The sequence below is a fragment of the Chryseobacterium soli genome (genome assembly GCF_000737705.1).
In the GTDB taxonomy this organism is placed as follows: Bacteria; Bacteroidota; Bacteroidia; order Flavobacteriales; family Weeksellaceae; genus Chryseobacterium; species Chryseobacterium soli.
Map to the genome: position 1 here is coordinate 39,863 of NZ_JPRH01000009.1, position 26,422 is coordinate 66,284.

General features: G+C 36.7%; 26 protein-coding genes. 8 read left to right on the plus strand and 18 right to left on the minus strand.

Annotated elements, in window-relative coordinates; translation table 11 throughout:
* Nucleotides 1–5: 5 nt before the first annotated feature.
* Nucleotides 6–3,353 carry a T9SS type B sorting domain-containing protein gene (locus IW15_RS17930; RefSeq protein WP_034714207.1) on the minus strand — a complete coding sequence of 1,116 codons (3,348 nt, stop codon included), beginning with the start codon at nucleotides 3,351–3,353 and terminating at the stop codon, nucleotides 6–8.
* Between the two features lie 187 nt (nucleotides 3,354–3,540).
* On the minus strand, nucleotides 3,541–4,368 hold the full coding sequence (gene tsf, locus IW15_RS17935; protein ID WP_034714209.1) for a translation elongation factor Ts: 828 nt from the start codon (nucleotides 4,366–4,368) through the stop codon (nucleotides 3,541–3,543).
* Between the two features lie 135 nt (nucleotides 4,369–4,503).
* Here tsf and IW15_RS17940 point away from each other — a divergent pair, with 135 nt between their 5' ends.
* Nucleotides 4,504–5,220: a DUF6759 domain-containing protein gene (locus IW15_RS17940; protein WP_034714211.1), complete on the plus strand. Its 717-nt coding sequence runs from the start codon at nucleotides 4,504–4,506 to the stop codon at nucleotides 5,218–5,220.
* Nucleotides 5,221–5,262: 42 nt separating this feature from the next.
* Here the strand turns inward: IW15_RS17940 and IW15_RS17945 are convergent, their stop codons facing one another.
* Nucleotides 5,263–6,219 carry an acetyl-CoA carboxylase carboxyltransferase subunit alpha gene (locus IW15_RS17945; RefSeq protein WP_034714213.1) on the minus strand — a complete coding sequence of 319 codons (957 nt, stop codon included), beginning with the start codon at nucleotides 6,217–6,219 and terminating at the stop codon, nucleotides 5,263–5,265.
* Between the two features lie 48 nt (nucleotides 6,220–6,267).
* A complete protein-coding gene (gene gltX, locus IW15_RS17950) occupies nucleotides 6,268–7,995 on the minus strand; it encodes a glutamate--tRNA ligase (protein ID WP_034714216.1) in 1,728 nt (575 codons plus the stop codon).
* 122 nt (nucleotides 7,996–8,117) lie between these two features.
* Here gltX and IW15_RS17955 point away from each other — a divergent pair, with 122 nt between their 5' ends.
* The 3 genes from IW15_RS17955 to IW15_RS17965 are packed head-to-tail and all read left to right on the plus strand — an operon-like array spanning nucleotide 8,118 to nucleotide 10,276.
* Entirely contained in the window at nucleotides 8,118–8,462 is a 345-nt protein-coding gene (locus IW15_RS17955) for a phosphomannose isomerase type II C-terminal cupin domain (protein WP_034714218.1), read from the plus strand.
* Between the two features lie 3 nt (nucleotides 8,463–8,465).
* Complete coding sequence (locus tag IW15_RS17960) at nucleotides 8,466–9,635, plus strand: glycosyltransferase family 2 protein (RefSeq protein WP_084681482.1); 1,170 nt, start codon at nucleotides 8,466–8,468, stop codon at nucleotides 9,633–9,635.
* The gene (locus IW15_RS17965) at nucleotides 9,635–10,276 is read left to right on the plus strand and encodes a glycosyltransferase (RefSeq protein WP_034714222.1); all 642 of its coding nucleotides are present in this window, start codon (nucleotides 9,635–9,637) and stop codon (nucleotides 10,274–10,276) included. The genes IW15_RS17960 and IW15_RS17965 overlap by 1 nt, the downstream gene beginning before the upstream one ends.
* On the opposite strand, the gene IW15_RS17970 is transcribed toward IW15_RS17965, so the two are convergent.
* The 3 genes from IW15_RS17970 to IW15_RS17980 are packed head-to-tail and all read right to left on the minus strand — an operon-like array spanning nucleotide 10,273 to nucleotide 13,478.
* Entirely contained in the window at nucleotides 10,273–11,571 is a 1,299-nt protein-coding gene (locus IW15_RS17970) for a glycosyltransferase (RefSeq protein ID WP_034714224.1), read from the minus strand. The two genes, IW15_RS17965 and IW15_RS17970, sit on opposite strands and share 4 nt — an antisense overlap.
* 6 nt (nucleotides 11,572–11,577) lie before the next feature.
* Entirely contained in the window at nucleotides 11,578–12,501 is a 924-nt protein-coding gene (locus IW15_RS17975; RefSeq protein WP_034714227.1) for a glycosyltransferase family 2 protein, read from the minus strand.
* Complete coding sequence (locus IW15_RS17980; RefSeq protein WP_034714229.1) at nucleotides 12,501–13,478, minus strand: CgeB family protein; 978 nt, start codon at nucleotides 13,476–13,478, stop codon at nucleotides 12,501–12,503. Before IW15_RS17980 ends, IW15_RS17975 begins: the two co-directional genes overlap by 1 nt.
* A gap of 59 nt (nucleotides 13,479–13,537) precedes the next feature.
* Between IW15_RS17980 and IW15_RS17985 the strand changes: the two genes are divergently transcribed.
* Complete coding sequence (locus IW15_RS17985; RefSeq protein WP_034714232.1) at nucleotides 13,538–14,617, plus strand: glycosyltransferase family 4 protein; 1,080 nt, start codon at nucleotides 13,538–13,540, stop codon at nucleotides 14,615–14,617.
* Here IW15_RS17985 and IW15_RS17990 read toward each other — a convergent pair.
* From IW15_RS17990 to pdxA, 9 genes are all read right to left on the minus strand, one after another.
* Entirely contained in the window at nucleotides 14,614–15,354 is a 741-nt protein-coding gene (locus IW15_RS17990; RefSeq protein ID WP_165585224.1) for a polysaccharide deacetylase family protein, read from the minus strand. The two genes, IW15_RS17985 and IW15_RS17990, sit on opposite strands and share 4 nt — an antisense overlap.
* 2 nt (nucleotides 15,355–15,356) lie before the next feature.
* On the minus strand, nucleotides 15,357–16,115 hold the full coding sequence (locus IW15_RS17995; protein WP_034714233.1) for a glycosyltransferase family 2 protein: 759 nt from the start codon (nucleotides 16,113–16,115) through the stop codon (nucleotides 15,357–15,359).
* A 49-nt stretch (nucleotides 16,116–16,164) separates the two neighbouring features.
* Complete coding sequence (locus IW15_RS18000) at nucleotides 16,165–16,923, minus strand: glycosyltransferase family 2 protein (protein ID WP_034714234.1); 759 nt, start codon at nucleotides 16,921–16,923, stop codon at nucleotides 16,165–16,167.
* Between the two features lie 123 nt (nucleotides 16,924–17,046).
* Nucleotides 17,047–18,294 carry an ornithine--oxo-acid transaminase gene (gene rocD / locus IW15_RS18005; RefSeq protein WP_034714236.1) on the minus strand — a complete coding sequence of 416 codons (1,248 nt, stop codon included), beginning with the start codon at nucleotides 18,292–18,294 and terminating at the stop codon, nucleotides 17,047–17,049.
* Nucleotides 18,295–18,561: 267 nt separating this feature from the next.
* Complete coding sequence (accC, locus tag IW15_RS18010) at nucleotides 18,562–19,917, minus strand: acetyl-CoA carboxylase biotin carboxylase subunit (RefSeq protein ID WP_034714238.1); 1,356 nt, start codon at nucleotides 19,915–19,917, stop codon at nucleotides 18,562–18,564.
* A 95-nt stretch (nucleotides 19,918–20,012) separates the two neighbouring features.
* Nucleotides 20,013–20,495 (minus strand): acetyl-CoA carboxylase biotin carboxyl carrier protein, encoded by a 483-nt coding sequence (gene accB / locus IW15_RS18015; protein WP_034714240.1) that lies wholly within the window; start codon nucleotides 20,493–20,495, stop codon nucleotides 20,013–20,015.
* 125 nt (nucleotides 20,496–20,620) lie between these two features.
* Nucleotides 20,621–20,824 carry a 50S ribosomal protein L32 gene (gene rpmF, locus IW15_RS18020; protein WP_007843326.1) on the minus strand — a complete coding sequence of 68 codons (204 nt, stop codon included), beginning with the start codon at nucleotides 20,822–20,824 and terminating at the stop codon, nucleotides 20,621–20,623.
* Between the two features lie 66 nt (nucleotides 20,825–20,890).
* Nucleotides 20,891–21,421 (minus strand): YceD family protein, encoded by a 531-nt coding sequence (locus IW15_RS18025; protein WP_034714241.1) that lies wholly within the window; start codon nucleotides 21,419–21,421, stop codon nucleotides 20,891–20,893.
* 84 nt (nucleotides 21,422–21,505) lie between these two features.
* The gene (pdxA, locus tag IW15_RS18030; RefSeq protein WP_034714243.1) at nucleotides 21,506–22,597 is read right to left on the minus strand and encodes a 4-hydroxythreonine-4-phosphate dehydrogenase PdxA; all 1,092 of its coding nucleotides are present in this window, start codon (nucleotides 22,595–22,597) and stop codon (nucleotides 21,506–21,508) included.
* 49 nt (nucleotides 22,598–22,646) lie between these two features.
* Between pdxA and IW15_RS18035 the strand changes: the two genes are divergently transcribed.
* From IW15_RS18035 to IW15_RS18045, 3 genes are read left to right on the plus strand one after another with little or no spacing between them, the layout of a single operon-like run.
* A complete protein-coding gene (locus IW15_RS18035; protein WP_034714382.1) occupies nucleotides 22,647–23,243 on the plus strand; it encodes a riboflavin synthase in 597 nt (198 codons plus the stop codon).
* Entirely contained in the window at nucleotides 23,233–24,687 is a 1,455-nt protein-coding gene (locus IW15_RS18040) for a sensor histidine kinase (RefSeq protein ID WP_034714245.1), read from the plus strand. Before IW15_RS18035 ends, IW15_RS18040 begins: the two co-directional genes overlap by 11 nt.
* Entirely contained in the window at nucleotides 24,687–25,382 is a 696-nt protein-coding gene (locus IW15_RS18045; RefSeq protein WP_034714248.1) for a tRNA1(Val) (adenine(37)-N6)-methyltransferase, read from the plus strand. The genes IW15_RS18040 and IW15_RS18045 overlap by 1 nt, the downstream gene beginning before the upstream one ends.
* Here the strand turns inward: IW15_RS18045 and IW15_RS18050 are convergent, their stop codons facing one another.
* Together IW15_RS18050 and rpmH are read right to left on the minus strand one after the other, a co-directional pair.
* Complete coding sequence (locus tag IW15_RS18050; RefSeq protein WP_034714249.1) at nucleotides 25,383–26,093, minus strand: cell division ATP-binding protein FtsE; 711 nt, start codon at nucleotides 26,091–26,093, stop codon at nucleotides 25,383–25,385. It abuts the gene before it with no gap.
* Between the two features lie 156 nt (nucleotides 26,094–26,249).
* Nucleotides 26,250–26,408, minus strand: a complete 159-nt coding sequence (gene rpmH, locus IW15_RS18055; RefSeq protein WP_034679005.1) for a 50S ribosomal protein L34 — start codon at nucleotides 26,406–26,408, stop codon at nucleotides 26,250–26,252.
* Nucleotides 26,409–26,422: the final 14 nt, after the last annotated feature.

Sequence of the window (26,422 nt, forward strand, 5' to 3'; positions counted from 1 at the left end):
AAAAATTATTCGCGATTTTTAATTAAAAGCCATCCTGAATATGAAACTGGTAATTTGGTGTCTGGTTCAATCCATTTTATTACATACCAATAAGTTCCGGTTGGAAGGTTTCTTCCCGCGACCTTTCCATCCCAGCTGTAAGTTCGGTCAGCAGACTTGTATACCTGTGCTCCATATCGGTCTGCAACTTCTATGCTTACATCCTGTTTTATTTTCAGATCAGAATAGTTAAGAACGTCATTAATTCCATCCCCATTCGGAGTAATGGCATTCACAAGATTGATTACTAAAAACTCTTTCGTTACAGGAAGACATCCATCGGCTCCCAGAACGTATACATTGTGGATTCCTCTGTTAAGTCCTATGAAAACATTCGAAGTCTGATAATCGATTCCGTTTAAAGAGTATTGATAAGGAGGGGTACCTCCTGTAGCATACACAGTGGCTGTTGATCCTACTACATCTATTCTTGTAATGGTAGGAGCCTGAGCGGTAGTTACACTTACATTCTGACGGTAAATACATCCGTTAAAACCTAAATCTACATAATAATTTCCAGCTCCAGCACTAATAGTCTGCGTGGTTGCCCCGTTGCTCCACAAATATGATGAGAATCCCGGACCGGCATCCAATATTACATGCTCATTTGAACAGATTACCTGATCGTGCAGTTTTTCTGATTTCTTGGGAGATTTTAAAGTAAGAATTAAAACACCTGTATTAGGACATCCGGCAGGACTTTGAAATCTGATATAATACGTGCTTACTGAAGTAATAAGCTGCGTAGCTGCTATAGGATTGGTTCCGCTTTGCGCATTGGCCAATGTTGTATAGAATGATAAAATTACCGCAGGATCTGTTGTGAATAAATTCTTATAATCGTTAAGATTTACATTTTCAGAACCGTTGAGATTACTGTCACAGATGTTCATGTTGGCAGTACCAGTGAGTAATGGGATTTTATTTCCAATCTTAAAATTGATCTGACCAAAAACAGTGGGGCAGTCACCGGAATTAGCCGACACTCGGACATACACAGTTGTATTGGCAGTATACGTCCAGTTAACAGGAAGCGTGTTGTTATTTCCTGCAGTGGCATCTGCCTGGCTAAGATAGTATTTAACCGTAAAGTTCCCTGCATTGGTAACAATCTGAGGAGTAACAGTTGCAAAGTTAACACTGATAATTCCATCGAAATTATCATCACAAATATCCGCATTGAAATTACTAGTGTTGATGTTCGGAGAAGGATTCGCCGTTAAAGTGATCTGAGCCGTTTTAGAACATCCTGCGGCCGACGTTACATTGGCATAAATAATACCCGTTGGTCCCGTATAAGCAGCCGGATTTGCAATCTGCCCGGTTAGATTGGCGTTCGTGAAATAAGTAACTGTCGTACCCAGATCAGGAGTAACGTTGGCTGTAGTGAGGTTGAAAGTTCCATTTCCATTGTTGGTGGTACAAGACGATAAAGTCGCATTCGTTACCTGAAGCACATCCGTATTTATGATAATTTTGAAATATTCAAATGCTGCAGGATTTCCATTCCCCTGAATATAATAGATAAATGTATCCGTTGTATCTGCAGTAAGCCCCGGGTTAGGAGTATAAGTGATCTGTCCTGTTGTTGGATTTACTACTGCTGTTCCATTCGTAGGCTGCGAAATAATACTTGTAAAAGAAGGAACAATAGCCTGTGTTGAATTAGTAAATACAGGAGTGATTACTTTAGTATTACAAGAACCGATATTATAGGTTGTCGTAGATATAGGCGGACATAGCGTATACTCGTATTCTGTAGTCATTCTGGACTCACAGTTATTTTTTGTAATGTAACAGGTATAAGTTCCCGCACCGTAAAGCTCAGGATTGATAGAATAAGAAGTTGCCCCTGGAATTGCAACCCCATTAAAATACCATTGATATGCATCATAATTGCTGTCTACCTGAAGAATTATCCCGGCATAGCAATCTCCAGATTTTGTAATCGCCGGTACCGAAGAAAACCCTGCGAAATACCCGCCGTAGCCTACTGCACCGTTTCCGGCTGCTATCCCTGCGGTTACAGGTTTTGTAGAGTTCACCGTTACATTTCCTGTGATATTCAGGATAGAATACGTTACCCATCCAGCATTTCCCGTTACAGGATAAGGTCCGCTTGCGGCAGGAATCGGGTTTCCGTTTAAGGTTACAGCCGCACCTGCCTGGGTGATGATATTAAGTTTAGTATCATAACTGGTAGCCCCGATTTTATTAATAATTCCTATTTCATTAATTTCCTTTGGCAGAAAACAGCTCAATGGGGGAATAAAGTTCATTCCTCCGGTTGCATATACCGTACTTCCGGAAGTTCCTGCCAGAAGCTGATAGACATATACATTATTAGTAGCGGAGATGCTCATATTATAGTTACTGTTTCCCTGGTTGATATAGTTGGTACCCTGTACAATATAGTATTGGCCTGCATTCATGGTAACATTATTCAAAAGGTTTCCGTTTACAGTAAGTTTGGTATTGTTTACGGTCGCAACAACCAGAGCAGCTTCCATTCCTGAATTCGCCGGGCCGTTTCCTTTTACCATCACAAAGTCTTTTCCTAAACGGTCTACAGGAACAGCCTGATCCATCAGGACATCTACATTGCTGTTGTTTTGAGTCGTATAAATACTGTTGAAATTTCCATTGGTTACAGAGATGGGTTTATTGGCCACAATTTTGGCTCCTACGAGTCCGTTTAAATTGCTTGGAGCCAGGTCACTCTGTGCTTCGATGATATATGATTTACCCTTATTAAGAGTGAATGTTCTGGTAGGAGCCGAAATACCATCAGAGAAAACAACATTGGGATTGTATCCTGATAGTGTTACCGTAGTATTGTCTTCTGTCGCAATAACACCAATGGTTGAGTTGACATATGGTTTTGCCGTTGTATTGGGAGCCACTCCTACGAAAAAGTTTTTTCCGATAGCGGCTAATCCTTTTGAAGTTATAATTTCAGCCTGATTGGGAACGGCAAACCTGAAGTTGGCAAAGAATTTTTTATTTCCTTTTACATTTAGTCCCATCGGTCTGGCATTAAACAGATTCGACAGCGTAGAAGCCACCATGAAGTTGTTGGGAATGGTCACTTGTACCGGGTTTCCCTTGCTTACCTGTACGGTAGAAAATAAAGTATTGTTGTTATAAATCTGTACGGGAAAGGCTACTGTTTCATTGGTAGACAAATATAAGTAACATTCTGCGCTTCCCTGAAGAGAACTTGCAGACATTGGAGCAAACCAGTGTTCAGTATCTAATTGTGCATTAACTAACAGACAAAGGAAAGTGCAGATAGCGAGTAGAAGTTTTTTCATGTATTATTATAAGGGGCAGCAAATTTAAACATTAAAAGTCAAAATTTTACATAAAAAATCCCGCGAAATTCTGTTTGCCTGTATATTGTTGTAGATTTAAGATTAGCGTAATAAATGGTTCATAATGAGCACAAAAAAATCCCGGTGAAAATTCACCGGGATCAGTATTTTTCTTTGAAAAGAGAAATTAAGCTAAGCTTGCTCTTACAAATCCTGTTACTTTAAGGTCTCCATTTACAGATTTTACATAATCAGCAATAGAAATACTTGCGTCTTTAATGAAATCCTGGTGTACCAAAGTGTTGTCTTTGTAGAATCTCTGCATTTTACCTTTCAAGATATTGTCGATAATGTTTGCAGGTTTCCCTTCTTCAGTAAGTTTATGTCTTTCGATCTCTAATTCTTTATCGATTGTTTCCTGAGAAACAGCATGTTCGTCAAGAGCGATAGGGTTCATAGCAGCAACCTGCATAGAAACAGCTTTAGCAGCTTCGTCAGCTCCGTCTACTTTAGCAGAAAGAGAAGTGATTGCAGCAATCTTGTTTCCAGCGTGGATGTAAGCTCCAACGAAAGGTCCGTCTAATCTTTCGAAAGTACCGATCTCGATTTTTTCACCGATAACACCTGTTTGCTCGATAAGTTTTTCAGCAACAGTCATTCCGTGGAAATCAGTAGCTAAAAGCTCTTCTTTAGAAGCAGCAACGACAGCCATCTCAGCTAATTCGTAAGCTAGCTCGATGAACGCTTCGTTTTTAGCAACGAAGTCAGTCTCACAGTTTAGAGAAATGATAACTCCTAAAGTGTTATCTTCGTTTACTCTAGCGATAACTGCACCTTCAGCAGACTCTCTGTCAGCTCTGTTAGCAGCTACTTTCTGTCCTTTTTTTCTAAGGATGTCGATCGCTTTGTCGAAATCTCCTTCAGCTTCAACTAAAGCTTTTTTGCAGTCCATCATACCTGCACCTGTAATGTTTCTCAATTTTGCTACGTCTGCAGCAGCTGGTGTATAAGACATAATATCTATTTTTTTTTATTTAAGATTGATTTTTTAGTTTATTTTTGAGCAGGGCAAAGATAATGATTTTAATGATAAACTAAAAAATGACTTTTTGCGTTATTTGTATATCTACTAATATTTAATAGCTAATTAATGAAAAAAATCCTTCTACTTCTATTTGTATGCATCTTCACACTTGGCTTTTCTCAAAAAAAGAAGAAAGCGAAAACCAAAGCTGTTATAGAAAAAGAAACTGTGATTATCTATACCGAGCAGGATGCAGAAAGTTCAAAAGAAGCCAGAATCATTGCAGGATTTTTAAAACAGAATCCCGGACATCCAAAAACAGATTATTTCAAAAGAAAACTTATCGATATGATTATGGCAGATAATTCCCCTGAAGCCAAACCTACGATTAAGCCTATCAGTAAAGAGAAAATTGAAAAAATTGTTAAAAATAATGAGCTGAACAGCGGTAAAACTATTGCATCAAACGCTTCTTCCCCTGCTAAGGCTGAAAGAAGTGTAAACTATGCTTCCGTTGGTTCTGCAAAAAGTACAGGATCCAGTAACAGATCTGAACCTACCGAAGAATCCAAAAGAACAGCCGCAATGCTGACTCATCTTTTCAATAACGATCCTACCAATACGGAAGCCTATCTGAATATTAAAAATAAATCCAGCTGTAACCTGATTGTAAAGCTTACCGGTAAGAAATTTTACAATCTCACGGTTCCCGCAAAAGGACAGAATTTTATTTTGGTGAATAAAGGAGAATATGTTCTGACCACCGTGGTCTGCGATGCAAAATACTCTTCATTAAAGAGGATTGACCAGGATATTGAAATCGTACTGAATGTAGCCGATTAATAAAAACAAAAAAGGTTAAGAAAATTTCTTAACCTTTTTATTTTATCCTTTAAACTGACCCATTGCAATGAACTTGTCTTGTCGCTGGGTTTCGAGTTCTTGTCCTGTAAATTTAGAAAAAGCTTTAATATTCTGTAGAATAGAGTTTTTCAGATTTAAGAATGTCGTTTCAGGGTCATACTGTGCTCCTCCAAGAGGCTCTTCGATGATTCCGTCAATAAATTTCTCTCTTAAAGCATCTGCCGGGGTAAGATTCAATGCATTGGCTGCATCTTCCTTATGATCCCAGTTTCTCCATAAGATGGATGAACAGCTTTCAGGGGCAATTACGGTATACCATGTATTTTCAAGCATGTATACTTTGTTTCCCACACCTATCCCTAAAGCACCACCACTGGCTCCTTCTCCGATGATGTACGTGAAGATTGGAGTTTTAAGCTGAACCATTTCAAAAATATTTCTTGCAATAGCTTCACCCTGACCTCTCTCTTCAGCTTCTAATCCCGGATAAGCTCCCGGTGTATCCACCAAAGTAATCACAGGAATATTGAATTTTTCAGCAAGCTTCATCAATCGTAAAGCTTTTCTGTATCCTTCAGGATTTGGCATACCAAATCTTCTGTGTTGTCTCTCCTTAGTTGTTCTTCCTTTCTGAGTCCCAATAATCATCACTTTCTGACCGTCAAGAGTGGCCAAACCGCCAATCATTGCAGGATCATCTGCGAAGTTTCTGTCTCCGTGAAGTTCTAAGAAGCTGCCTTTATCCACCATTCCATGAATATAGTCCAATGTATACGGACGATTCGGATGACGGGATAGCTGTACTCTCTGCCAAGGCGTAAGGTTTCCATAGATCTCTTTCTTCTTTTCTATGATCTTATCCTCAATTTGGCTGCATGCTAATTTTACATCAACACCACTTTCTTCTCCTACTAAAGAACAGGTCTGGTATTGATCCATTAAGTCTTTTATAGGAAGTTCGAAACTTAAATATTCCATTTCTTGAAGTAAATTAAATCTTTCAAATTTATGAAAAATTATAGAATTCTATTTAAAATTATTGATAGCATTGTGTATTCGGGCCTTACTTTCCTCTTTTCCAAGGATTTCCAGGATATCAGGAACGTCCGGACCTTTAAGTTCTCCAACCAATGCTAAACGCAGCGGCATCATCACTTTTCCCATTCCCAGGCCTTTATTTTCCGCAAAATCATGGACTTCCTGTTTTAAGATTTCCGCCGTGAAATCTACTGATTCCAATTGTACAGAAAGTTCTTCTAAAATAGTAGAAGTTTCATCGTTCCATGCTTTTTTCGATGCTTTTTCATCATAAGAAGTAGGGGTTTCGAAGAAAAATTTTCCGTTTTCATAAATGTCTTTCGGGAAGGTTGCTCTTTCTTTCATCAAATGAATGATTCTCAGTAATTTTTCATCAGAAGCAGCCGAGATATCCACTTTCGTGTTTTTTAACATCTGAAGAATTTCTTCGTCGGATTTTGTCTGCATATACTGATGGTTGAACCACTCTGATTTTTCTTTACTGAATCTTGCTCCTGCCTTATGTACCTTGTGAAGATCAAATTCCTTGCTCATCTCTTCAATGGTAAGAATTTCTTTATCGTCAGCCGGTGACCAGCCCAATAATGCCACCATATTGATGAAGGCATCCGGAAGGTATCCGTTTTCTCTGTATCCTTTAGAAATATTTCCTGTTGCAGGATCTTTGAAATCTAACGGGAATACCGGGAATCCGAATTTATCACCATCTCTTTTACTTAATTTTCCGGAAAGACTTTTCTTCAGAAAGGCTTTTACGGCAGCAGTTAAAGCATCGTCTTTTTCATTTTCAGTCAAGGATGATTTAAACCTTGGGCTTTTAATCTCTGTAAAGAAAGATTTAATCAAAACAGAGGCTTCATCAAATGAATAAGTGTTGTTTTTTAGAATAAAATCCTCGGTAAAAGCTTTGGTAATGCTGTCTATATTATCTTTATTAATAAGTGATGCGGCATCCGGTTTTAAGATCAATGAAAGATGGGCAAATTGCGGAGCGGTCCAACCCATTGCCTCATACAGTAAGGTATGAAGACCTAAAGAAGGCAGCCATTCTTCTCCACGGATCACATGGGAGATTTCCATTTCATGGTCATCAATAATGTTAGCGAAATGATATGTTGGCATTCCGTCGTTTTTAACCAGAACTTTATCATCTAAAGTATTGGTATTCACAGAAGAATGCCCACGGATGATATCTTCAAGGTTTAATGTTCTGTCAACAGGCATTTTAAATCTCACCACATAAGGCGTTTTCTGATCCAGCAATTGCTGTACTTCCTCTTCAGAAAGGGTAATGCTGTTTCTTAAATGGTTTCTGGTTTTGTTGTCATAAGAGAAAACATCACCATTTGCCTCAAATTCAGCACGGACAGCATCCAGTTCTTCCGGAGTGTCAAATGCCAGATAAGCATAATCTGTTGTAAGGATCTGCTCGGTATATCTGTCGTAAATATCTCTTCTTTCAGATTGTCGGTAAGGAGCAAATTTCCCTCCTTTTTTAGGACTTTCATCGGGGATGATTCCGCACCATTCCAGGGCTTCTTCAATATATTCCTCAGCTCCTTCCACATACCTTGCCGTATCCGTATCTTCTATTCTCAATACAAATTCTCCGCCTTGGTTTTTGGCAAAAAGATAATCATATAATGCAGTTCTTACGCCTCCCAAATGTAAAGGTCCGGTAGGACTTGGAGCAAAACGTACTCTTACTTTCTCCATTTTAATTAAAATTTAGGTGCAAATTTACTTAAAATTATGCGTTTTAAGGATGTTTTACCATTTGGTTGTTGGCTTTTTTAATCTTAATTTTTACATTTGTATCAATTAAGAATTCAGAGATTATGCTAGAAATCGGCGAAAGGCCCTGGGGAAAATATTTTGTGTTGGCAGATGAGCCCAATTACAAACTGAAAAGAATAGAAGTAAACCCGGGGGAGAAGCTGTCTTACCAATATCACCACAAAAGGCAGGAGCAGTGGACCATCATTGAAGGCGATGCAACGGTCGTTTTGAACGATAAAGAAATACAATTGGCTTACGGTGAAAGTATTTTTATTCCATTAGGAGCCAAACACCGGATGATGAACCTGTCAGAAAAGCCTGTTATCTTTATTGAGGTACAGACCGGAACGTATTTCGGAGAGGATGATATCGTAAGAATTGAGGATGAATACGACAGAAGCTAAACCATGAAACGAATGAACACCATTTCTCTTTTAATAGGATTAAAAAATAACGTAGAATATTCAAAAACCTGTTATCACTCGATACGAGAGAACTATCCGGATGCAGAAATTGTTTTTGTAAGCTATGGAAGTTCGGATGGAACCAACGAGTGGCTTGATTCTTTAAAAGACGAAAATCTTGTTCATTTTTTCAGTCCGGATGAAAAAACGCTTTCGGATACCTACAACAAAGCCATAGAAATCTCTACAAAAGAATATGTGTGTTTTCTGCATAATGATATGGTGATTGGACGGAATTTTTTGGGTGAACTTGAAAACGCACTTTCAAAACACAATCTTGTGTATTATAAAGTGGTGGAACCACCTATCTTTGCTGCGGATAAAAGACTCTGGAAAGAAATTCAGGATTTTGGAAGTGATTTTGATTCCTTTCAGTTCAACGATTTTTTTCAGTTTGAAAATCAACAGGAAAAACAGGAAGGAAACTATACCGAAGACGTAAGTTTCTTTCTGGCAGCCAAAAAAGAGGTATTGCGTAAAGTAAACGGTTTGGATCCGCTTTTCAAACCCATGTTTTGTGAGGATGATGACTTGATTTTACGATTGAGAATGTCGGGCGAAAAAACATTTGTGTGTCCAAATGCCATGGTATATCATTTTGTAAGTAAAACGTCCAGATTTTCGGAAGAATTTCAAGACAAAACCCAGAAAATAGAAGAGAACTCACTTCGTAATTTTATACGGAAATGGGGATTCATGAATCAGTCGAAAACCAAAAAGAAATTGAAGTACGGACTGATTTTAGAAAACCCTAATCACAAAGCTGTCAGGGCTTTGGAGATTTTCGCAGATCACATTTATTCCGATTATGCTGCCGAATCATATATTTCAGATGAGCAGCCGAAAACATTATTTGATCTCAACGAAAAGTTTAAAGGTAAAAATGATGAGGTTTTAGATGATGTTATTATCCGGTTTGATGCGAGAAAGCTTTCTGAAAAAAATATGCAAAGCTTCAGGAACCTTGCAGATAGTATAGACGAGAAGAAAAACTCGGAGAGATCGTTTTTCCAAAAAGTTTTTGGAAAGCAGAATCACTTTAAAAGCAATAATCTGCGAATAGAAGTGTTGAAGGATGCTTCTTATGAGCGCGAACTAATACAAAGGAAATAATGTTTGATTTTTTAAGACCTGTTACAGTAACCTATGGCATCACGGTATGCAATGAGCATAAAGAACTGAAGATACTTCTGAATAGTCTTTTACCTCTAATTGACGCAAAAGATGAAGTACTCATTTTACGTGATATGACGAATCCTGATGAGAAAGTAGGGGAACTGCTGTCGCAGTACGGTTCGAAAATCAAAGTAGTTGAAGCCCGGTTGAATGGGGATTTTGCAACTTTTAAAAATAATCTGATTCACAATGCCAGCTGTAAATATCTTTTTCAGATAGATGCTGACGAATATCCTGCTGATGGCTTTATCAAAAAACTTAAACCTTATTTAAGAAAAGAAAAAAGCGTAGAATGTTTCTTTGTTCCCAGAATTAACATCGTGGAAGGTATCACCGAAGATTACATCAGAGAAATGAAATGGAACGTCAATGCAGAAGGATATGTCAATTTTCCGGATTACCAGGCCAGAATTATTAAAAACAACAAAAAGATTTTCTGGAAAAATAAAGTCCATGAAGTACTCTATGGCAATAAAAACTTCACAGAAATGCCCAAAGATTACGACTTTTGCCTGATCCACAAAAAAACTTTTGAGAAGCAGAAGAAACAAAACGATTTCTACGAAACACTGGATTAGTCTTCCCAGAAATATTTTCTTTTTTTGCCGGTAAGTTTATTTTGCAGATTTTTAAATTGTATTTTCCATTGTACCGGTTTTAAACTTCTGATTTTAGCTAGTTTTTCTTCAAGTATTTTAATCTCAAATTTTAAAAGCGATTCCTCGTTAGATGTTTTATTTGAAAGAGTAGGAATGATTTCTCTATTGATCAGTTCCAGTCTCTGCTTGATTTTCTCACCCATAATTTCGGGTGAAAGGAATTTTTTAACGTCGCTTTGTCCCCTTTGAGCTATTGCAGCTGCTATATTTTTATCATTATATACAAGAGACATTTGTTCAGAAGCATGATCTACATCTGCATCTGCCCAGATATCTTTTTCTGTACTGAAATAGTAGAGATCTCCTGTTTTTATAAGAGTATACTTCACCGGAAAAGAGTTGTTGATATTCATAAACTCTGTGTTTGCTGAATATGCGGTTGCAATAACGGGTTTCCCCAGATACATTGCCTCAGCCATCGTCAGCCCGAAGCCTTCAGAACGGTGCAGGGAAACAAAACAGTCACAGCAGTTCATTAAGCTGTACAACTGATCTCTTTCTAAAATTTCTTCAATGATGATAATGCTTTTGTTGTCGGCGATTCTATCGACCAGCATTTTTTTCTCAGCAGAAAACTCTTTACTGATAGAAGTTTTTATAAGAAGAAGAACATCCGGATTATTCTTTCCAAATGATTTTTCATACGCTTCAATAGTTGCAATAGGGTTTTTTCTTACGATCGAGCTGTAATAGTCGAACATCGTCATGAAAATGAACTTGTCTTCAGGAAGATTAAAATCCTTTCTTGTATAGGATGGAGTTTCAATTTCAATGGAGTGCATCATCTTGACCACTGGTACCGGTGAAACTTTGGAAATGGCTTCTGTACAAAAATTACTTGGTACCCATATTTCATTAAAAAGACTGAAGAAAACTTTAGACTCTTCAGGGAAGTTTTCCAGTTCCCAAGCCCAAAAAGCGATGTTGTATTTATTTTGGAAATAGGACTTATCCGTTTCCTGCATTACAGAATGCAATCGGTCGATATTGATCTGTACGAGATTGATGTTGTAAGGATTCTCCTCAGAAACAGCCAGTGCATTTTGGGTTTCATCCATCACGTGTTTTGAAATGGTGATGTTGAAATCATTGATGACATAAGGAACATCCGTGGTTTTGATGGCTCTGATGTTAGAGCGTACGCCCTCTCCCAAACCAAACTGCTTATTGATGTACCCTGAAATGTTAACCCCAAAATTTGCGTTACTGCCCATATTGTATTAGAAATATAATAATTTAAATAGTTGATATTGTATGAAATTAGTCATTTTAAGATGATCCTTTACATGGTTTTCATACTCTTGTATAGACTTCAACATTCGTGCAAAGATAGGATTGCTGGCGTAATTTTGCGTAGATAAAATTTTATTCTTTTTATCTTTCAACAGTAAAATCCGTCTTTTTAAGATTCTGAAAGAAACATTATTGTTGTGAATATTAAACCGCTGCATCATGATATCTTCACTGCCTTTGAAGAAAATTCCGCCTACCTGTTGCTGGTCATGGATGCGGTAGCAGGATTTTTTATCATCTATAAAATAAAAAGTATTTTTACAGGAAGACACTAAAGCGATCCATTCATCGTGATGATAATGATTGGCAGGAAAGGGGATGATATCGTTGATGATGCTTCTTTTAAGGGCCATATTGGCTCCGGTAGCAATATTTCCGACCAGATTGATCACCTCAAAATAAGTAAAGGCGATATGATGTTGCTTAAAAAGGCTGAAAATATCCCATATGGTGTTTTTTTCGATCGTTCCGCCCTGTTCATTAATGGTAACAGCATTGGAGGCTATCACTTCAATAGTAGGGTTTTCCTCAAATACTTTCAGGAAATCTTTTACTTTATCAGGATGCCAGACATCATCCTGATCACTCAGGAAAATAATGTCACCGGTACAGAGTGAAATCGCTTTTTCAAAATTTTTAACGCTTCTTAGGTTTTCTGTATTAATGTGAATCTTAACAACTCCGGGAAATTTATCCTGATATTCTGATAAAATTCGGATGGTCTGATCTGTAGAACCGTCGTCGCAGATTACCACCTCATCTACCTGTACCGATTGGCCAAGGATAGAATCGATTTGCTGGTGAAGAAACCTTTCACCATTATAGGTACAGACTGCAACAGAAATTTTCATTATTTATCTAATTTGAAGATCGTATTGACCCAATTGTCTAAGGTGTATTTATAATAAACTGTATCCGGAAGCTTTTCGTATGGCTTTTCAAAAAAATCTTTTTCAATATTGCTGAAATCTTCGTTTAAGATTAAAATATTTTCCGGATTGTAAAAATCGTAGTTCTTGATTGCCGGATTATCGGCTATGATCTTTTTTTCAAGAGCCATGGCCTCAAAAATCCTGAAGCTTAGTCCGGTTTGGTTGCAGCGCATCAAATCCAGAATAACCTTCGTATTTTTATAATAATACGGAAGGGAATGGTGTGGGATATTTTTTGTCCTGAATTTTAAAATTTCAATATTTTTGGTGTCAAAAATTTGTATTAGCTGATTTTTCCAGCTCTTTTTCCCGGCTGTAATCACTTCAAATTTAATGTTCAGGGGCTCTAATTTATTGATTAACGTATTTAAAATAGATAATCTTTTTTTATCATGGGAAGTGATGTAGAAAAGATCCAGTTTAGGGCTTTGCTTTGCCGCCGGAAGATAGTCCAGATAATTGTAATTGGTGATTTTTTCAAATCCAAAGTTTTTAACGTCTTCATCATCAAAGGAAAAAACGGTGTCGAAATAATGTAGGAGATGTTTAACCGGGTTTCTTGCCACGCTGTCGTAAAGATAGGCGATGTTCCGGTCTGTATATTCCCTGATCTTTTGATGAATTCTTTCCTCAATAGCTTCGGGATTAATGACAAGGATTTGATCCTGTCTGCCAATTTTTTCCAGAGATTCTAAAATGAAATCTTGTCTCTTATGATATTTCAGATTTTTCCCTAGGAATACTTTGCTGAAAGTATTCTTGAGGCGCTCTCCGGAATTTTTATGAGTAAAGGCACCAATGTTGATATGGCAAGCTTCAATACCTTTCTCGTTTAGTTTTTTGACTATATGCTCGTCATAATGCCAAAAATCAAAACTGATTAAACAAATTTTCATATTGCAAAAATAAAGATTTCATATTTAAATTTATATTTTTGGAGAAAAGCTCACTCATAATGTATCATAAAATTCTCATTGATGTTGAAAGACTGAAGTACCCCAAATCGGGAATTGCCAATGTATGTGTCTCGCTGATAAAGGGATTGGATGAACAAAAAACTAATTTTGATTACTCTTTCTACGGACCTGAAAAAAATATTCCTGTCACTAAAAATACATTTACTATCATCAACTGGAAGTTCTGGGAGAAAAAACTCCCTATTTCTACAAAGTCTTTTTCACTAATTCATTCTACCCATCAGCTTTCTGATTATTTTCATAAGGTAAAAGCTGGGCAGAAAAAGATTGTGACGCTTCATGACCTTAATTTTTTGCATGACAACAGCTCTGATCAGAAAATACAAAAAAGTATTAAACTGGTTCAGAAAAACATCGGATCAGCAGATACCATCGCCTGTATTTCTGAATTTGCTAAAGATGATTTCATTAAAAATAAACATCTTTTCCATTTGAAAGATAACGTTAGAATAGAAGTGGTCTATAATGGCCTTATTTTCCCGGAAACTTTAAATTTTGATTCAAAAAACCACTACAGTTTTATCAATGAAAAATATATTGTTAATATCGGTGTTCTTTTTCCTAAAAAAAATCAGGAGGTTTTATTAGATCTTATTTCAGGAAATGACAAACATCTTGTGTTGATTACTTCCTCGGCAAAATCTGCCTATAATGAAAAGTTTTTAGGAAAAATTAAATCTCTGGGACTAGAAGAGCGGGTTCATATGTTGGAAAATGTTGATAATAATGAAAAATACTTTCTTCTTCAGCATTGTGAATCATACTGTCATCCTTCATTGGCAGAAGGGTTTGGTATTCCTCCCGTAGAAGCCATGTACTTTGGAAAACCTGTGTTCCTGAGCAAACTGACAAGCCTGCCGGAAATAGGCGGTGATCTAGCTTTTTATTTTGATGATTTTTCTGCAGAAAACATGCAGAGAATTTATGAATCTGGGATGCAGGTATACAATTCAAATCGACAGGAGTACGCTCTAAAGCTGAAAGAAAGAGCGTTGAAGTTCGGCTATAAGGAAATGGCTGTTGCTTATCAAAAACTGTATGCAGCGCTGCTGGATTAAAGCTTTATTTTCCCCAGTCTAAGCTTCCATTTGAATGCATTAAAACTGTCGCAGCCTTTGATGTCGATTCTTTTAATTTCAAACTTATTTTTCCAGGGATAATAATCTACATTATTTCCAATTCTTACTGCAGCCGTAATTCCTGATCTTTCCAGCATCCTGAAAAATTCTTCTTTCTGAGGATTTTTTTTAGGAAACTTACCATAGGGATAGGCGAGAACTTTCGTAAAAGCGATCTGCTTTTCCTCAAGTATGGCCATGTTTTCACGAAGGTCTTCTTCTGCTTCCTGCAATGATATCTGGGAGTAATTTCTGTGGGTATGGCTGTGTAATGCGATCTCAACCAGTTCTGGATTTAGAGAACGTATTTCATCAAAGGTCATCATTTTCCTTTTATCGTTCTTCTCATCATTTTGAATAAGTTCTGTAGGAATGAAGATGGTTGCTTTGAGCTGATATTTTTCAAGCAGAGGAAGCAGATATTCAAGGTTGTTATAATAGCCGTCGTCGAAGGTTAATATAATTTTATGGTGAAGCGATTTTTTACTTTCTAATTCTTTAAAAAACAGAGTCTGATATCTTTTTTTAATATATTCAAATTGCTTTTCAAGATCTTCAGTGGTAACAATGAGATTTTCCTTATAACTTTTATCCTTAGGCAGGACCATATGGTACATCAGGATCCGAATACTTTTCTTTTTCGAAAAACCCAATATTCTTGCAAAGAAATTAAACATTGTCATTTATTTAAATTGGTAATCTCGTGTAGCTTTTTATATTTCAGAAAAGTGTAGAAAGCGGCTGTAAAGGCTGCATAATATCCTACGAGGCCGTCTAAAAAGCCCAGTCTTAAAAAATAAGATTTGATGAATTGATAAAGTGGTTTAAACAGGATTTTCGCAACGGTTGCTTTTTTCCCGTTTCTGTACATCTTCTCCGCCATCATAGATGTATACTTATTCGATTTTTCAATGTGGTGATGGATGTCTTTATAAGTATAGTGATTGATTCTGCCGTCCAGTCTGCATTTTTTTTCTGTCGTAATGAATTCTTCATGCACGATATCCTCAGAATATTTTCCATATCCCTTTTTGAAAAAACGTTCTCTTCTGGTATTTCCCCAGCCACCATATTTCAGTGCTTTTCCTAAGAAAATATTGTTAAACCTGATATCATAAACAAAACATTTCTGATGTTCGTCAGAAATGATTTTACGAATGGAATCTTTTGCGGTTTCATCCGGTATTTCGTCGGCATCAAGAAAAAGAATCCATTCGGAGGTACATAAACTTATCGCGTAATTTTTCTGCCGGCCGAAACCCGGAAATTTTTGCTGAATAAATTTAAGTTTTGAAAAACGTTTACAAATTGTTTCTGTACGATCAGTAGAATAGCTGTCTACAATAATAATCTCATCTGCCAAATCCTCAATTGAGGATAAGGTTTTTTCAAGAATCCTTTCTTCATTGAACGTTATAATTGCAACAGAAAGTTTCATAAGGTACTCACTTTATTGTTGCAAAAATACAGTTTATTTTCAGATATTGTTATGAATACTGTTCTTTCAGGTATTCAAACGTTTTAAAAGATGTTAAAGCACTAAAATAAGAAAGTATAAATCCCTTTTTGCCATCCAGAATTCCCAATTTAAGAATATACATTTTAAAAAAGTTAAAAGCACTTTTCCCTATCTGCTTAAAAAAACCATATTGAACATGCTTCTCGTGTAAATCTTTGGCTTTGAGATTGGCGTAATGCAGTATTTTTCTATAATAAGCCTCGTAGGTGTCAAATGAGAAATGTAAAAGATAGTTGTGTAACGTTCCTGAACTTTGGATATTGCTTAAGCCTTCATGTACTCTTTTGGTGTCATCGTAATGTCCTACTTCCTTTTTGAAAAGACGGATATTCTTATCATTCCGGGTGCCGGAGAAATTGACAGGTTTTTTCATAAAGAAAAATTTCCTTTTGAAAAAATAGGCATCCTTTGCATCCGGGTTTTTAATTTCTTTTTTAATCTCATCCCTTAATGCGCGAGGTATTCTTTCATCTGCATCTAAAAATAAGATCCAATCATGGTTGGCGTACGTAAGGCACAAATTGCGTTGTTTTGTAAAATCTTCAAATTTATTTTGAAATATTTTTACCTGAGGAAATTTTTTGCGGATAATTTCAATTGTTTTATCAGTACTAAATGAATCAAGAACAATAATCTCATCTGCAAATTCGAGGGACTTTAAGGCGCCCTCAATATTTTTCTCTTCATTGAACACGATCATCAGTGCGCTCAGCTTTATATCTTCCATTCGTTATTATTTTCATTTTTTTAGATTATAATAATTTCAGGAAGTTAAACAATCGTTTGTTGGGTTTTGATTGAAAAAATATAACACTCTGAATATGAGTGTTATATTTTTATTTTTGTGGGATTATTTTTTAAATTCTAGGAAAGTTTTCTCAATAATTTTCACACATTCGTGTAATTGTTCCTCAGTAATCACCAATGGGGGAGCTAATCTGATGATATTTCCGTGTGTAGGTTTTGCCAGCAATCCGTTTTCTTTTAATTGTAAACAAAGATTCCATGCTGTAGAACTTTCCGGAGTATCGTTGATGATGATTGCATTCAGAAGCCCTTTTCCTCTTACTTTCGCTATAAGATCAGATTTTCCTATTAATTTTTCGATTTCAGCTCTGAAGATATTTCCTAAATTTTCAGCTCTTTCCGATAAATTTTCTTCTGCGACCACATCTAAAGCGGCAATGGCTACGGCACAGGCAATAGGGTTTCCTCCGAACGTAGAGCCATGTTGTCCCGGCTTAATAACATTCATAATAGCATCATCAGCTAAAACTGCAGATACTGGGTACATTCCCCCTGAAAGAGCTTTCCCTAAGATCAGAATATCAGGCTGTACATCTTCATGGTGACATGCGATCAATTTTCCGGTTCTTGCGATACCAGTTTGAACTTCATCAGCAATGAACAGCACATTGTGTTGTTTACAAAGCTCAGAAGCTTTTTTCAGGAAACCTTCATCGGGAACATATACTCCAGCTTCACCCTGGATAGGTTCAACTAAGAATGCAGCAATAGTTCCGGCTTCTCTATTCAAAATTTCTTCTAAGGCAGAAATATCATTATAAGGGATTTTAATAAATCCTGGAGTAAACGGTCCATAATTTTGGTTGGCATCAGGATCATTAGAGAAAGAAACGATAGTGGTGGTTCTTCCGTGGAAATTATTTTCGCAAACGATTATTTTCGCTGCATTTTCTGCAATACCTTTTACTTCGTAGCTCCATTTTCTGGCTAATTTTACAGCCGTTTCCACAGCTTCAGCTCCGGAATTCATTGGAAGTACTTTATCGAAACCGAACAGGGTAGTGATTTTCTGTTCATATTCTCCTAATTGAGAATTGTAAAATGCTCTTGACGTTAAAGCCAGCTTTTTAGCCTGCTCTACTAATGCGTTAACAATTTTAGGGTGTGAATGTCCTTGGTTTACAGCGGAATAAGCAGAAAGAAAATCATAATATCTCTTGCCTTCCACATCCCAAACGAAAACGCCTTCGCCTTTGTCTAATACAACGGGAAGAGGGTGGTAGTTGTGTGCTCCGTGTTTGTCTTCAAGGTCAATGAAATACTGTGAATTTTTTACTGTTGCTGTTGACATATATTTTGGTTTTCTACAAAGTTATGAATTTGTATATGATTTTCTGTCTTAGAACTATGAAATAATACAAGGTTCCGGTTATCAGTTTGATAGGTTAAACACTATTTTGGAGTGAGGTAGGAGACATCACCTTTTCATATAAGTTTTAAAACAATCAATATTAAAATGCGTATTTAAGATTTAAATTGAAATCCTTAACAAGGTTGTTCTATAATAAAAAAGCGGCCTCATTTGAGGCCGCTTTCAATATATTACTGGATGATAATCCTAGTGGTTATCATACTTTTTATCCATTATAAAACTCTCCATGAATTTCGTGGTATAGTTTCCTGAAAGATAATCTTCATTATCCATCAACTGTCTGTGGAAAGGAATGGTTGTTTTTACTCCTTCAATATAGAATTCTTCCAACGCTCGTTTCATTTTTGCAATTGCTTCCTCACGGGTCTGCGCCGTAGTGATCAGCTTAGCAATCATTGAGTCGTAGTTAGAAGGGATTGTATATCCTGAATATACGTGAGTATCAACTCTGATTCCGTGTCCACCAGGGATGTTTAATCCTGTGATTTTTCCCGGAGAAGGTCTGAAATCAGCATAAGGATCCTCAGCGTTAATTCTGCATTCAATTGAATGTAACTTCGGATAATAGTTGATTCCTGAGATAGGTGTTCCTGCAGCCAAAAGAATCTGCTCTCTGATTAAGTCATAATCAATAACCTGTTCAGTGATCGGGTGTTCTACCTGGATTCTGGTATTCATTTCCATGAAATAGAAATTTCTGTGCTTGTCTACCAGGAATTCAATCGTTCCTACTCCTTCATATCCAATGAATTCTGCTGCTTTTACAGCGGCATTACCCATTTTCTCACGAAGTTCGTCAGTCATGAATGGAGAAGGCGTTTCTTCCGTTAATTTCTGATTTCTTCTCTGTACAGAACAATCTCTTTCAGAAAGGTGGCAAGCTTTACCGAACTGGTCTCCTGCAACCTGAATTTCAATATGTCTAGGTTCTTCAATCAGTTTTTCCATATACATTCCTCCGTTTCCGAAGGCTGCTACTGCTTCCTGAATAGCAGATTCCCAGTGTTCTTTAAGATCTTCTGCTTTCCATACGGCTCTCATCCCTTTTCCACCACCACCGGCTGTTGCTTTGATCATCACAGGATATCCTGTTTCTTCAGCAGTTTTCACAGCGTGTTCGTAAGATTCGATAAGACCTTCAGAACCAGGTACACATGGTACACCGGCTGCTTTCATGGTTGCTTTAGCGTTAGCTTTGTCACCCATTTTTTCGATCTGTTCAGGGGATGCTCCAATGAATTTGATGCCATTTTTCTGGCAGATTCTGGAGAAGTTCGCATTTTCAGATAAGAATCCGTAACCTGGGTGGATGGCATCAGCATTGGTAATTTCTGCTGCTGCAATGATGTTAGGAATTTTAAGATATGAGTCTTTACTCATCGCAGGACCAATACATACCGCTTCATCAGCAAACCTTACGTGAAGGCTGTCTTTATCCGCAGTAGAATATACTGCAACGGTCTTGATTCCCATTTCTTTGCAAGTACGAAGAATACGCATTGCAATTTCGCCACGATTGGCTATTAATATTTTTTTGAACATCTCTTCGAAAATTTTAAATTATAAATTTTGAATTTTAAATTATTTTAAATGAAAAAAGATTCATCTAAAATTTATAATCTGTAATTTAAAATTCCTTAAGATGGGTCTACTAAGAATAAAGGTTGGTCGTATTCTACCGGAGTAGCGTCGTCTACTAAAATCTTAACGATTTTTCCGCTTACTTCAGATTCAATCTGGTTGAATAATTTCATTGCTTCAATTACACATACGATTTTTCCGTTAGAAACTTCGTCACCTACATTTACAAATACATCTTTATCTGGAGATGGTTTTCTGTAGAAAGTACCGATCATTGGAGACTTGATCGTTATATATTTGCTGTCATCAGATGCAGCATCTGCTTTCTCAACAGGAGTACCTGAAACAGCCGGAGCTTGTGCAGGAGCTGCTGCTTGCTGAGGCGCTGTATGGTAAACTGCAGGCTGTGCATACGTAACTTCGCTTCCAGCTAATGGAGTTTTAATAGTGATTTCGAAATCTTTAGTTTTATATTTTACTTCTGAAACTTCAGCCTTAGATACAAACTTGATAAGATTTTGTATGTCTTTAATGTCCATAAATTTGATATTTGATTTTGGGTCAAAGATACCAAAAAAACACAAAAAACAACAAAAAACCGTCTAATTTTATCAAAATTGGACGGTTTTTGTATTAAAATGAGTCTTTTTTGAAAATTTGACTCTTAGTTTTCTTCAGTAGTTGCTACTTCTTTTTCCAATACTACTTTACCTCTGTAGTAAAGTTTTCCTTCATGCCAGTGAGCTCTATGATAAAGGTGAAGTTCACCTGTAGTTGCATCTTTTGCTAATTGAGGAACTACAGCTTTGTAATGCGTTCTTCTCTTATCTCTTCTTGTGGACGACTGTCTTCTCTTTGGATGTGCCATTTTGTAATAACTTTATTTAATTTGATGAGCGATGAGATGTATCATCTCATCATATTTAAATTATTTTTAATTTTTATCTCTTAACTTCTTAAGTGCCTCCCATCTTGGATCACTTTTTTCTTCCTCTTCTTCCACCTCTTCAATATCTTTCGGACTGAATTTTTCAAGAATCTCCAGATCTTCATCACTTACGTTGGGTGAAACCTTTTTCATAGGAATGGAAAGGGCCACATTTTCGTAAATCAACTGTGCGGTATTGAAAGCATGATCTCCGATAGGAATGGTGATTACATCTTCATCACTATCATCGTATTCTTCTCCAAACTTTACCAGAACATTGATTTGGTTTTCAACAGCATGCTGAAAATCTTCGTTTGTAATATCACAAACGAGGTCTACAGTACCTTTTGTTTTAATTTCAAATTCTAAAAAAGTAGTATGCTTATCTAATAAAACATCTGCTGTAATTTTAGGATTTGTGAATTCTTGCTCGGTGTCAAATAATTGAAAGAACGATTTATCTATCTCAAATTTGAACTGGTGCTTTCCGTTTTTAAGTCCGGGAAAGCTTACGTCGTAGTTTCTTAACTTGTCCATAAAATGAGTGTGCAAAAATATGCAATTTTTTTAAAATAACAAATAATTTACCTAACAAATTAATTTAAAATTTGTTTTAATGATTTATGCATCAGTTTCATCTGGCAGATCTTCGTCGATTCCATTGTCTACAACCATTTTTCGCGGTTGCATGCGGTTGGCCATAAGATCGTTGTATTCACTTCTGTTCTTGAAAATTTTAATAGCAGTGAAAATAGCTTCCATAAAACTCTGTTCATCGGCAACGTTTTTTCCTGCAATATCATAGGCTACTCCATGATCCGGAGAAGTTCTGATAAAAGGAAGTCCCGCAGTATAATTTACCCCTTCTTCATAGGCTAATGTTTTAAAAGGAGCCAATCCCTGATCATGGTACATGGCTAAAACAGCATCAAAACTTCTGTATTTGCTTGGCTGGAAGAAGCTGTCGGCAGGATATGGCCCGAAAGCTAAAATTCCATTGTCTGAAAGTTCTTTGATAGCAGGGCTTATAATTTCTATCTCTTCAGTTCCAATCACACCACCGTCACCGGAATGTGGATTTAATCCTAAAACAGCAATTTTAGGTTTCGAAATACAGAAATCCTCAATTAAAGTTTGGTTAAGAGCCCTGATCTGCTTTTTGATCTTCTCTTTGGAAATATTTTCAGCAACCTTTGCAATAGGAATATGATGGGTGGAAACTGCTACTTTCAGATCTTCAGTTACTAAAAACATCAGCCCTTTTTTATCAAATTTCTCTTCAAAATATCCTGTATGCCCAGCATGTTTAAAGCCCATTTTCATCATTTCGTCTTTGTTGATAGGAGCGGTTACAAGAACATCGATCTCTCCTTTCATTAAAGCTTCGGTTGCAGCTTCCAGAGAATCAATGGCCATTCTGGTGGATTCTTCAGTGGGTTTTCCCAACTCTACATTTACATTGTCTTTCACAAGATTGATCATATTGAGTTTCCCTGCCTGTGCCTGGGAAGCCTCATTGATGTAGTTGAAATTCAGATTAATCTTGAAAATATTTTTCTGATAGGTGAATAGTTTTCCAGAACCAAAAATAACAGGAGTAAAAAAATCGGTGATGGTTTTGTCTTTCAGGGACTTTATAATGATTTCCGGGCCGATGCCGTTGAAATCACCAATTGAAATTCCTACTCGTACTTTATGGTTTTTTGGGCTCATTTTGATTATCTTTGAAGATTATAATTTTACAAATTTAGCAAAAAATAATATGTTCACAGGAATTATTGAAGCAGTTGGAGTTATTGAAAAGATTGAAGAAAAAGGAAGCAATATCGATTTCACTTTAACATGCCCTTTTACGAACGAGTTAAAAATAGACCAAAGCCTTGCCCATAACGGCTGTTGCTTAACAGTGGTGGAGATTAAAGGTGATCAATATGTCGTAACAGCAATCAACGAAACCTTAGAAAAGACCAATCTTGGAAAATGGGAGACGGGAAGCGTGGTTAATCTTGAGCGATGCATGAAAATGGATGGGAGATTAGACGGCCATATTGTTCAAGGACATGTTGACAAAACTGGAGAAGTTACCGGAATTGAAAATAAAGACGGGAGCTATTTTATAACTATTACCTATCAGTCAGATGGCAGTTTTGTAACGGTTCCTCAGGGATCCATTACAGTAAACGGGATCAGTTTAACCGTAGCAAAAAGTGAAGATTTTCAATTTTCTGTAGCGATCATTCCTTATACGTGGGAGTTCACCAACATGCAGCATTTGAAAATTGGAGATCAAGTTAATTTGGAATTTGATATTATTGGTAAGTATATTGCTAGGTTAATTAATAAACAGAATGGCAATTAGTAAATACAAAGGATATAGCTTAAGGAACCGGGTCTTTTTCGGGTTCTTACTGGTATGTTTTTTAAGTGTTGTCGCTACTTCGCTGGTTCCTTATTTTGTCCTGCGAAAAAATTCAATGCAGCAGAGCAGTATTGATATGCAGGAGAAGACCAATGCGGTAATGCGTTATATGGATTATGCCGTAAGCCGTACGCTGGTTGAGACAAAAGATCTTCCAAAGGTATTAGAAAATAAAATCTTCGAAATAGCAGATATTAATCAGCATGATATTGTTATTTATGATTTGTCCGGCAAATATCTGCTTTCAAATAAGGATAAAAACCTGATTGAGCAGAAAGTAATCCCTGTAAGTATTGTCAACAGGATTTTAGCGACGGATGCGCGGGTTGATATCAAAGGGTATGACAAAACGAAAGATGCTGGACTTACTTCATCTTACCTGCTTTTAAAAAATAATGAGCTTGAACCTATCGGGATCGTATATATTCCTCTGTATCATAATGAATCTGCCTATCTTGATGTTCTTCATCAATACATAAAATACATTCTTTTAGTCGACATATTTCTGATTCTGTTCAGTATCTGGATTAGCTGGGTTACTTCCAACAGTCTTGCCAAAACAATCACAAAGTTTTCTGATATGATTACCCGTATTACCTTGTTTGAAAATGAAATGCGTCCTATCAGATACTATAAAAATGATGAGTTGAATGCTTTGGCAAGAGCTTATAACAGAATGATTCTCCAAATTCAGGATCAAAAGGAAAGATTGCGTTTCAAAGCCTCTGAAGAAGCGTGGCGCGAAATGGCAAAGCAGGTAGCTCATGAGGTTAAAAACCCGCTGACCCCGATGAAATTGACCATTCAGAATTTTGAAAGAAAGTTTGATCCCGAAGATCCCAATGTAAGAGAAAGAGTAAAACAGATGAGTAAAACGATGGTCGATCAGATTGATTTGATCGCTACGGTTGCATCAGCGTTTTCAGAATTTGCCAAACTTCCTGAAAAGAATAATGAAGTCATTAATTTAAATACAGAAGTCGAAGATATTCTCCGTGTTTTCAATGACGACAGTATTTTTATGCATTCTAATAAGAGTAACATCATGATTAATATGGACAGGATTTACCTTTCCAGAATTATTACCAATCTTGTTACCAATGCCAAACAGGCGGAAAGCGAAGAGAGAAAACTTATCATTAATGTGGATGTAGAACAGCACCAGAGAAGAGTGATGGTCTCCGTTCAGGATAATGGGGTGGGTATCCCGGAAAATATGTACGAAAGAATTTTTGAACCTAATTTTACTTCAAAAAACAGTGGAATGGGACTCGGCTTATCCATGGTAAGAAAAATGATTGAAGATTATAAAGGAGAGATTTCTGTAAAATCAGAAGTCGGAAAAGGTTCAACATTCACCATTACACTCCCTACCAATTTATAGTGAAACCTTTTACTTTTAAATATTTCGAAATTATACAGTCGAAAGAAGTCTTTCGCGTGGGCACTGATGGCGTTTTGCTAGGCTCGTTGACGAATGTCGGTGAAGCTTTGCGTGTATTAGAGGTGGGGACCGGAACCGGATTAATTTCATTAATGCTTGCACAACGGAATCCTGAAGCAGCATTTTTAGGGATTGATATCAATGAAGATGCTGTAGCACTTACCAGACAGAATTTTGAACATTCTATTTTCGCTGGCAGATTAAAAAATCAGTTACAGGATTTTAAAACATTTGAAACAGAAGAAAAGTTTGATCTTATTGTTTCCAACCCGCCTTATTTCGAGGAATCCGGATCTGATAAAGATAAAATTGCACGGCAGACTGTAGAGCTTAATTTTAAGCAGTTAATTTCAAAATCTTCAGAAATCCTTTCCGAAAAAGGAATTTTTTCCGTTATTATTCCTGCTGATGCCGGTGATGATTTCGTTAAAACGGCAACAGGAAACCTTTTGTTTTTACACCGAAAAATTAACATTAAGGGAATAGAGCATTCTAATGCAAAAAGGGTGATTCTTGAGTTTTCTTTAATAGAAAAGCCGCTTGAAGAATCTGATTTTGTGATAGAAAAAAGTCCGAGAAAATACTCGGACCAATATCTTGAACTCACCAAAGAGTTTCATGTTTTCGGTAAATAATTATTCAAATAATTCTGCGGTATCCAATACAGAAACCTTTCCGTCTTCACATCTGATCGCTTCTCCCGGGAAGTTTTGGATCATATGGTAATCGTGTGTTGCCATTACTACCGCTGCTCCGTTTTCAAGAGCTACCTGCTTCAGTAAGGTCATAATTTCGTTAGACGTTTCAGGATCAAGATTTCCTGTAGGTTCATCGGCTAAGATAAGATCAGGATGATTTAATAAAGCTCTTGCAATGGCAATACGCTGCTGCTCTCCACCGGAAAGTTCGTGAGGCATTTTATGCTTTTTACTTTTCATATTAACGCTTCCAAGAACTTCGTTAATACGGTCTTCCATCTTTATTTTATCGCTCCATCCGGTAGCTTCAAGAACGAATTTCAGATTTTTCTCTACCGTTCTGTCTGAAAGCAATTGAAAATCCTGAAATACAATTCCTAATTTTCTCCTAAGATTCGGGATATCAGAGGTTCTCATTTTCGCCAGATCAAAACCAACGACTGCTCCATGTCCTGATGCTAAAGGAATATGTCCGTAAAGTGTCTTCAAAAGAGAACTTTTCCCGGAACCTGTTTTCCCGATAAGATAACAGAATCTTCCTTTTTTGATGTTAAGGTTTACATCAGAAAGAACGGTGAAGTTTTTTTGGGCAATCTTGGCGTGCTGTAAACTTATGATATTATCTCCGGAGATATTTGTATGTGGCATAATTGAATTTTAAGAGGCTATTTCTAAAAATTTTTTTCAGATTTTAAAAATAGAAAAAAGAATACTAAAGAACGTAAATTTTATTATATTTTAACAACAAAAAATGCCTGAAAAACTTCTTTTCAAGCATGATTTGTATATGGGTAACTAAAGAAATTATCTCTTAGCTCTTGCAGAACTAACAGTTAAACTCTTTCTGCCTTTAGCTCTTCTTGCAGCCAAAACTCTTCTTCCGTTTGGCGTTGACATTCTTTCTCTGAAACCGTGTTTGTTTCTTTTCTTTCTTTCTGATGGCTGGAATGTTCTTTTACTCATTACTATATGTTTAA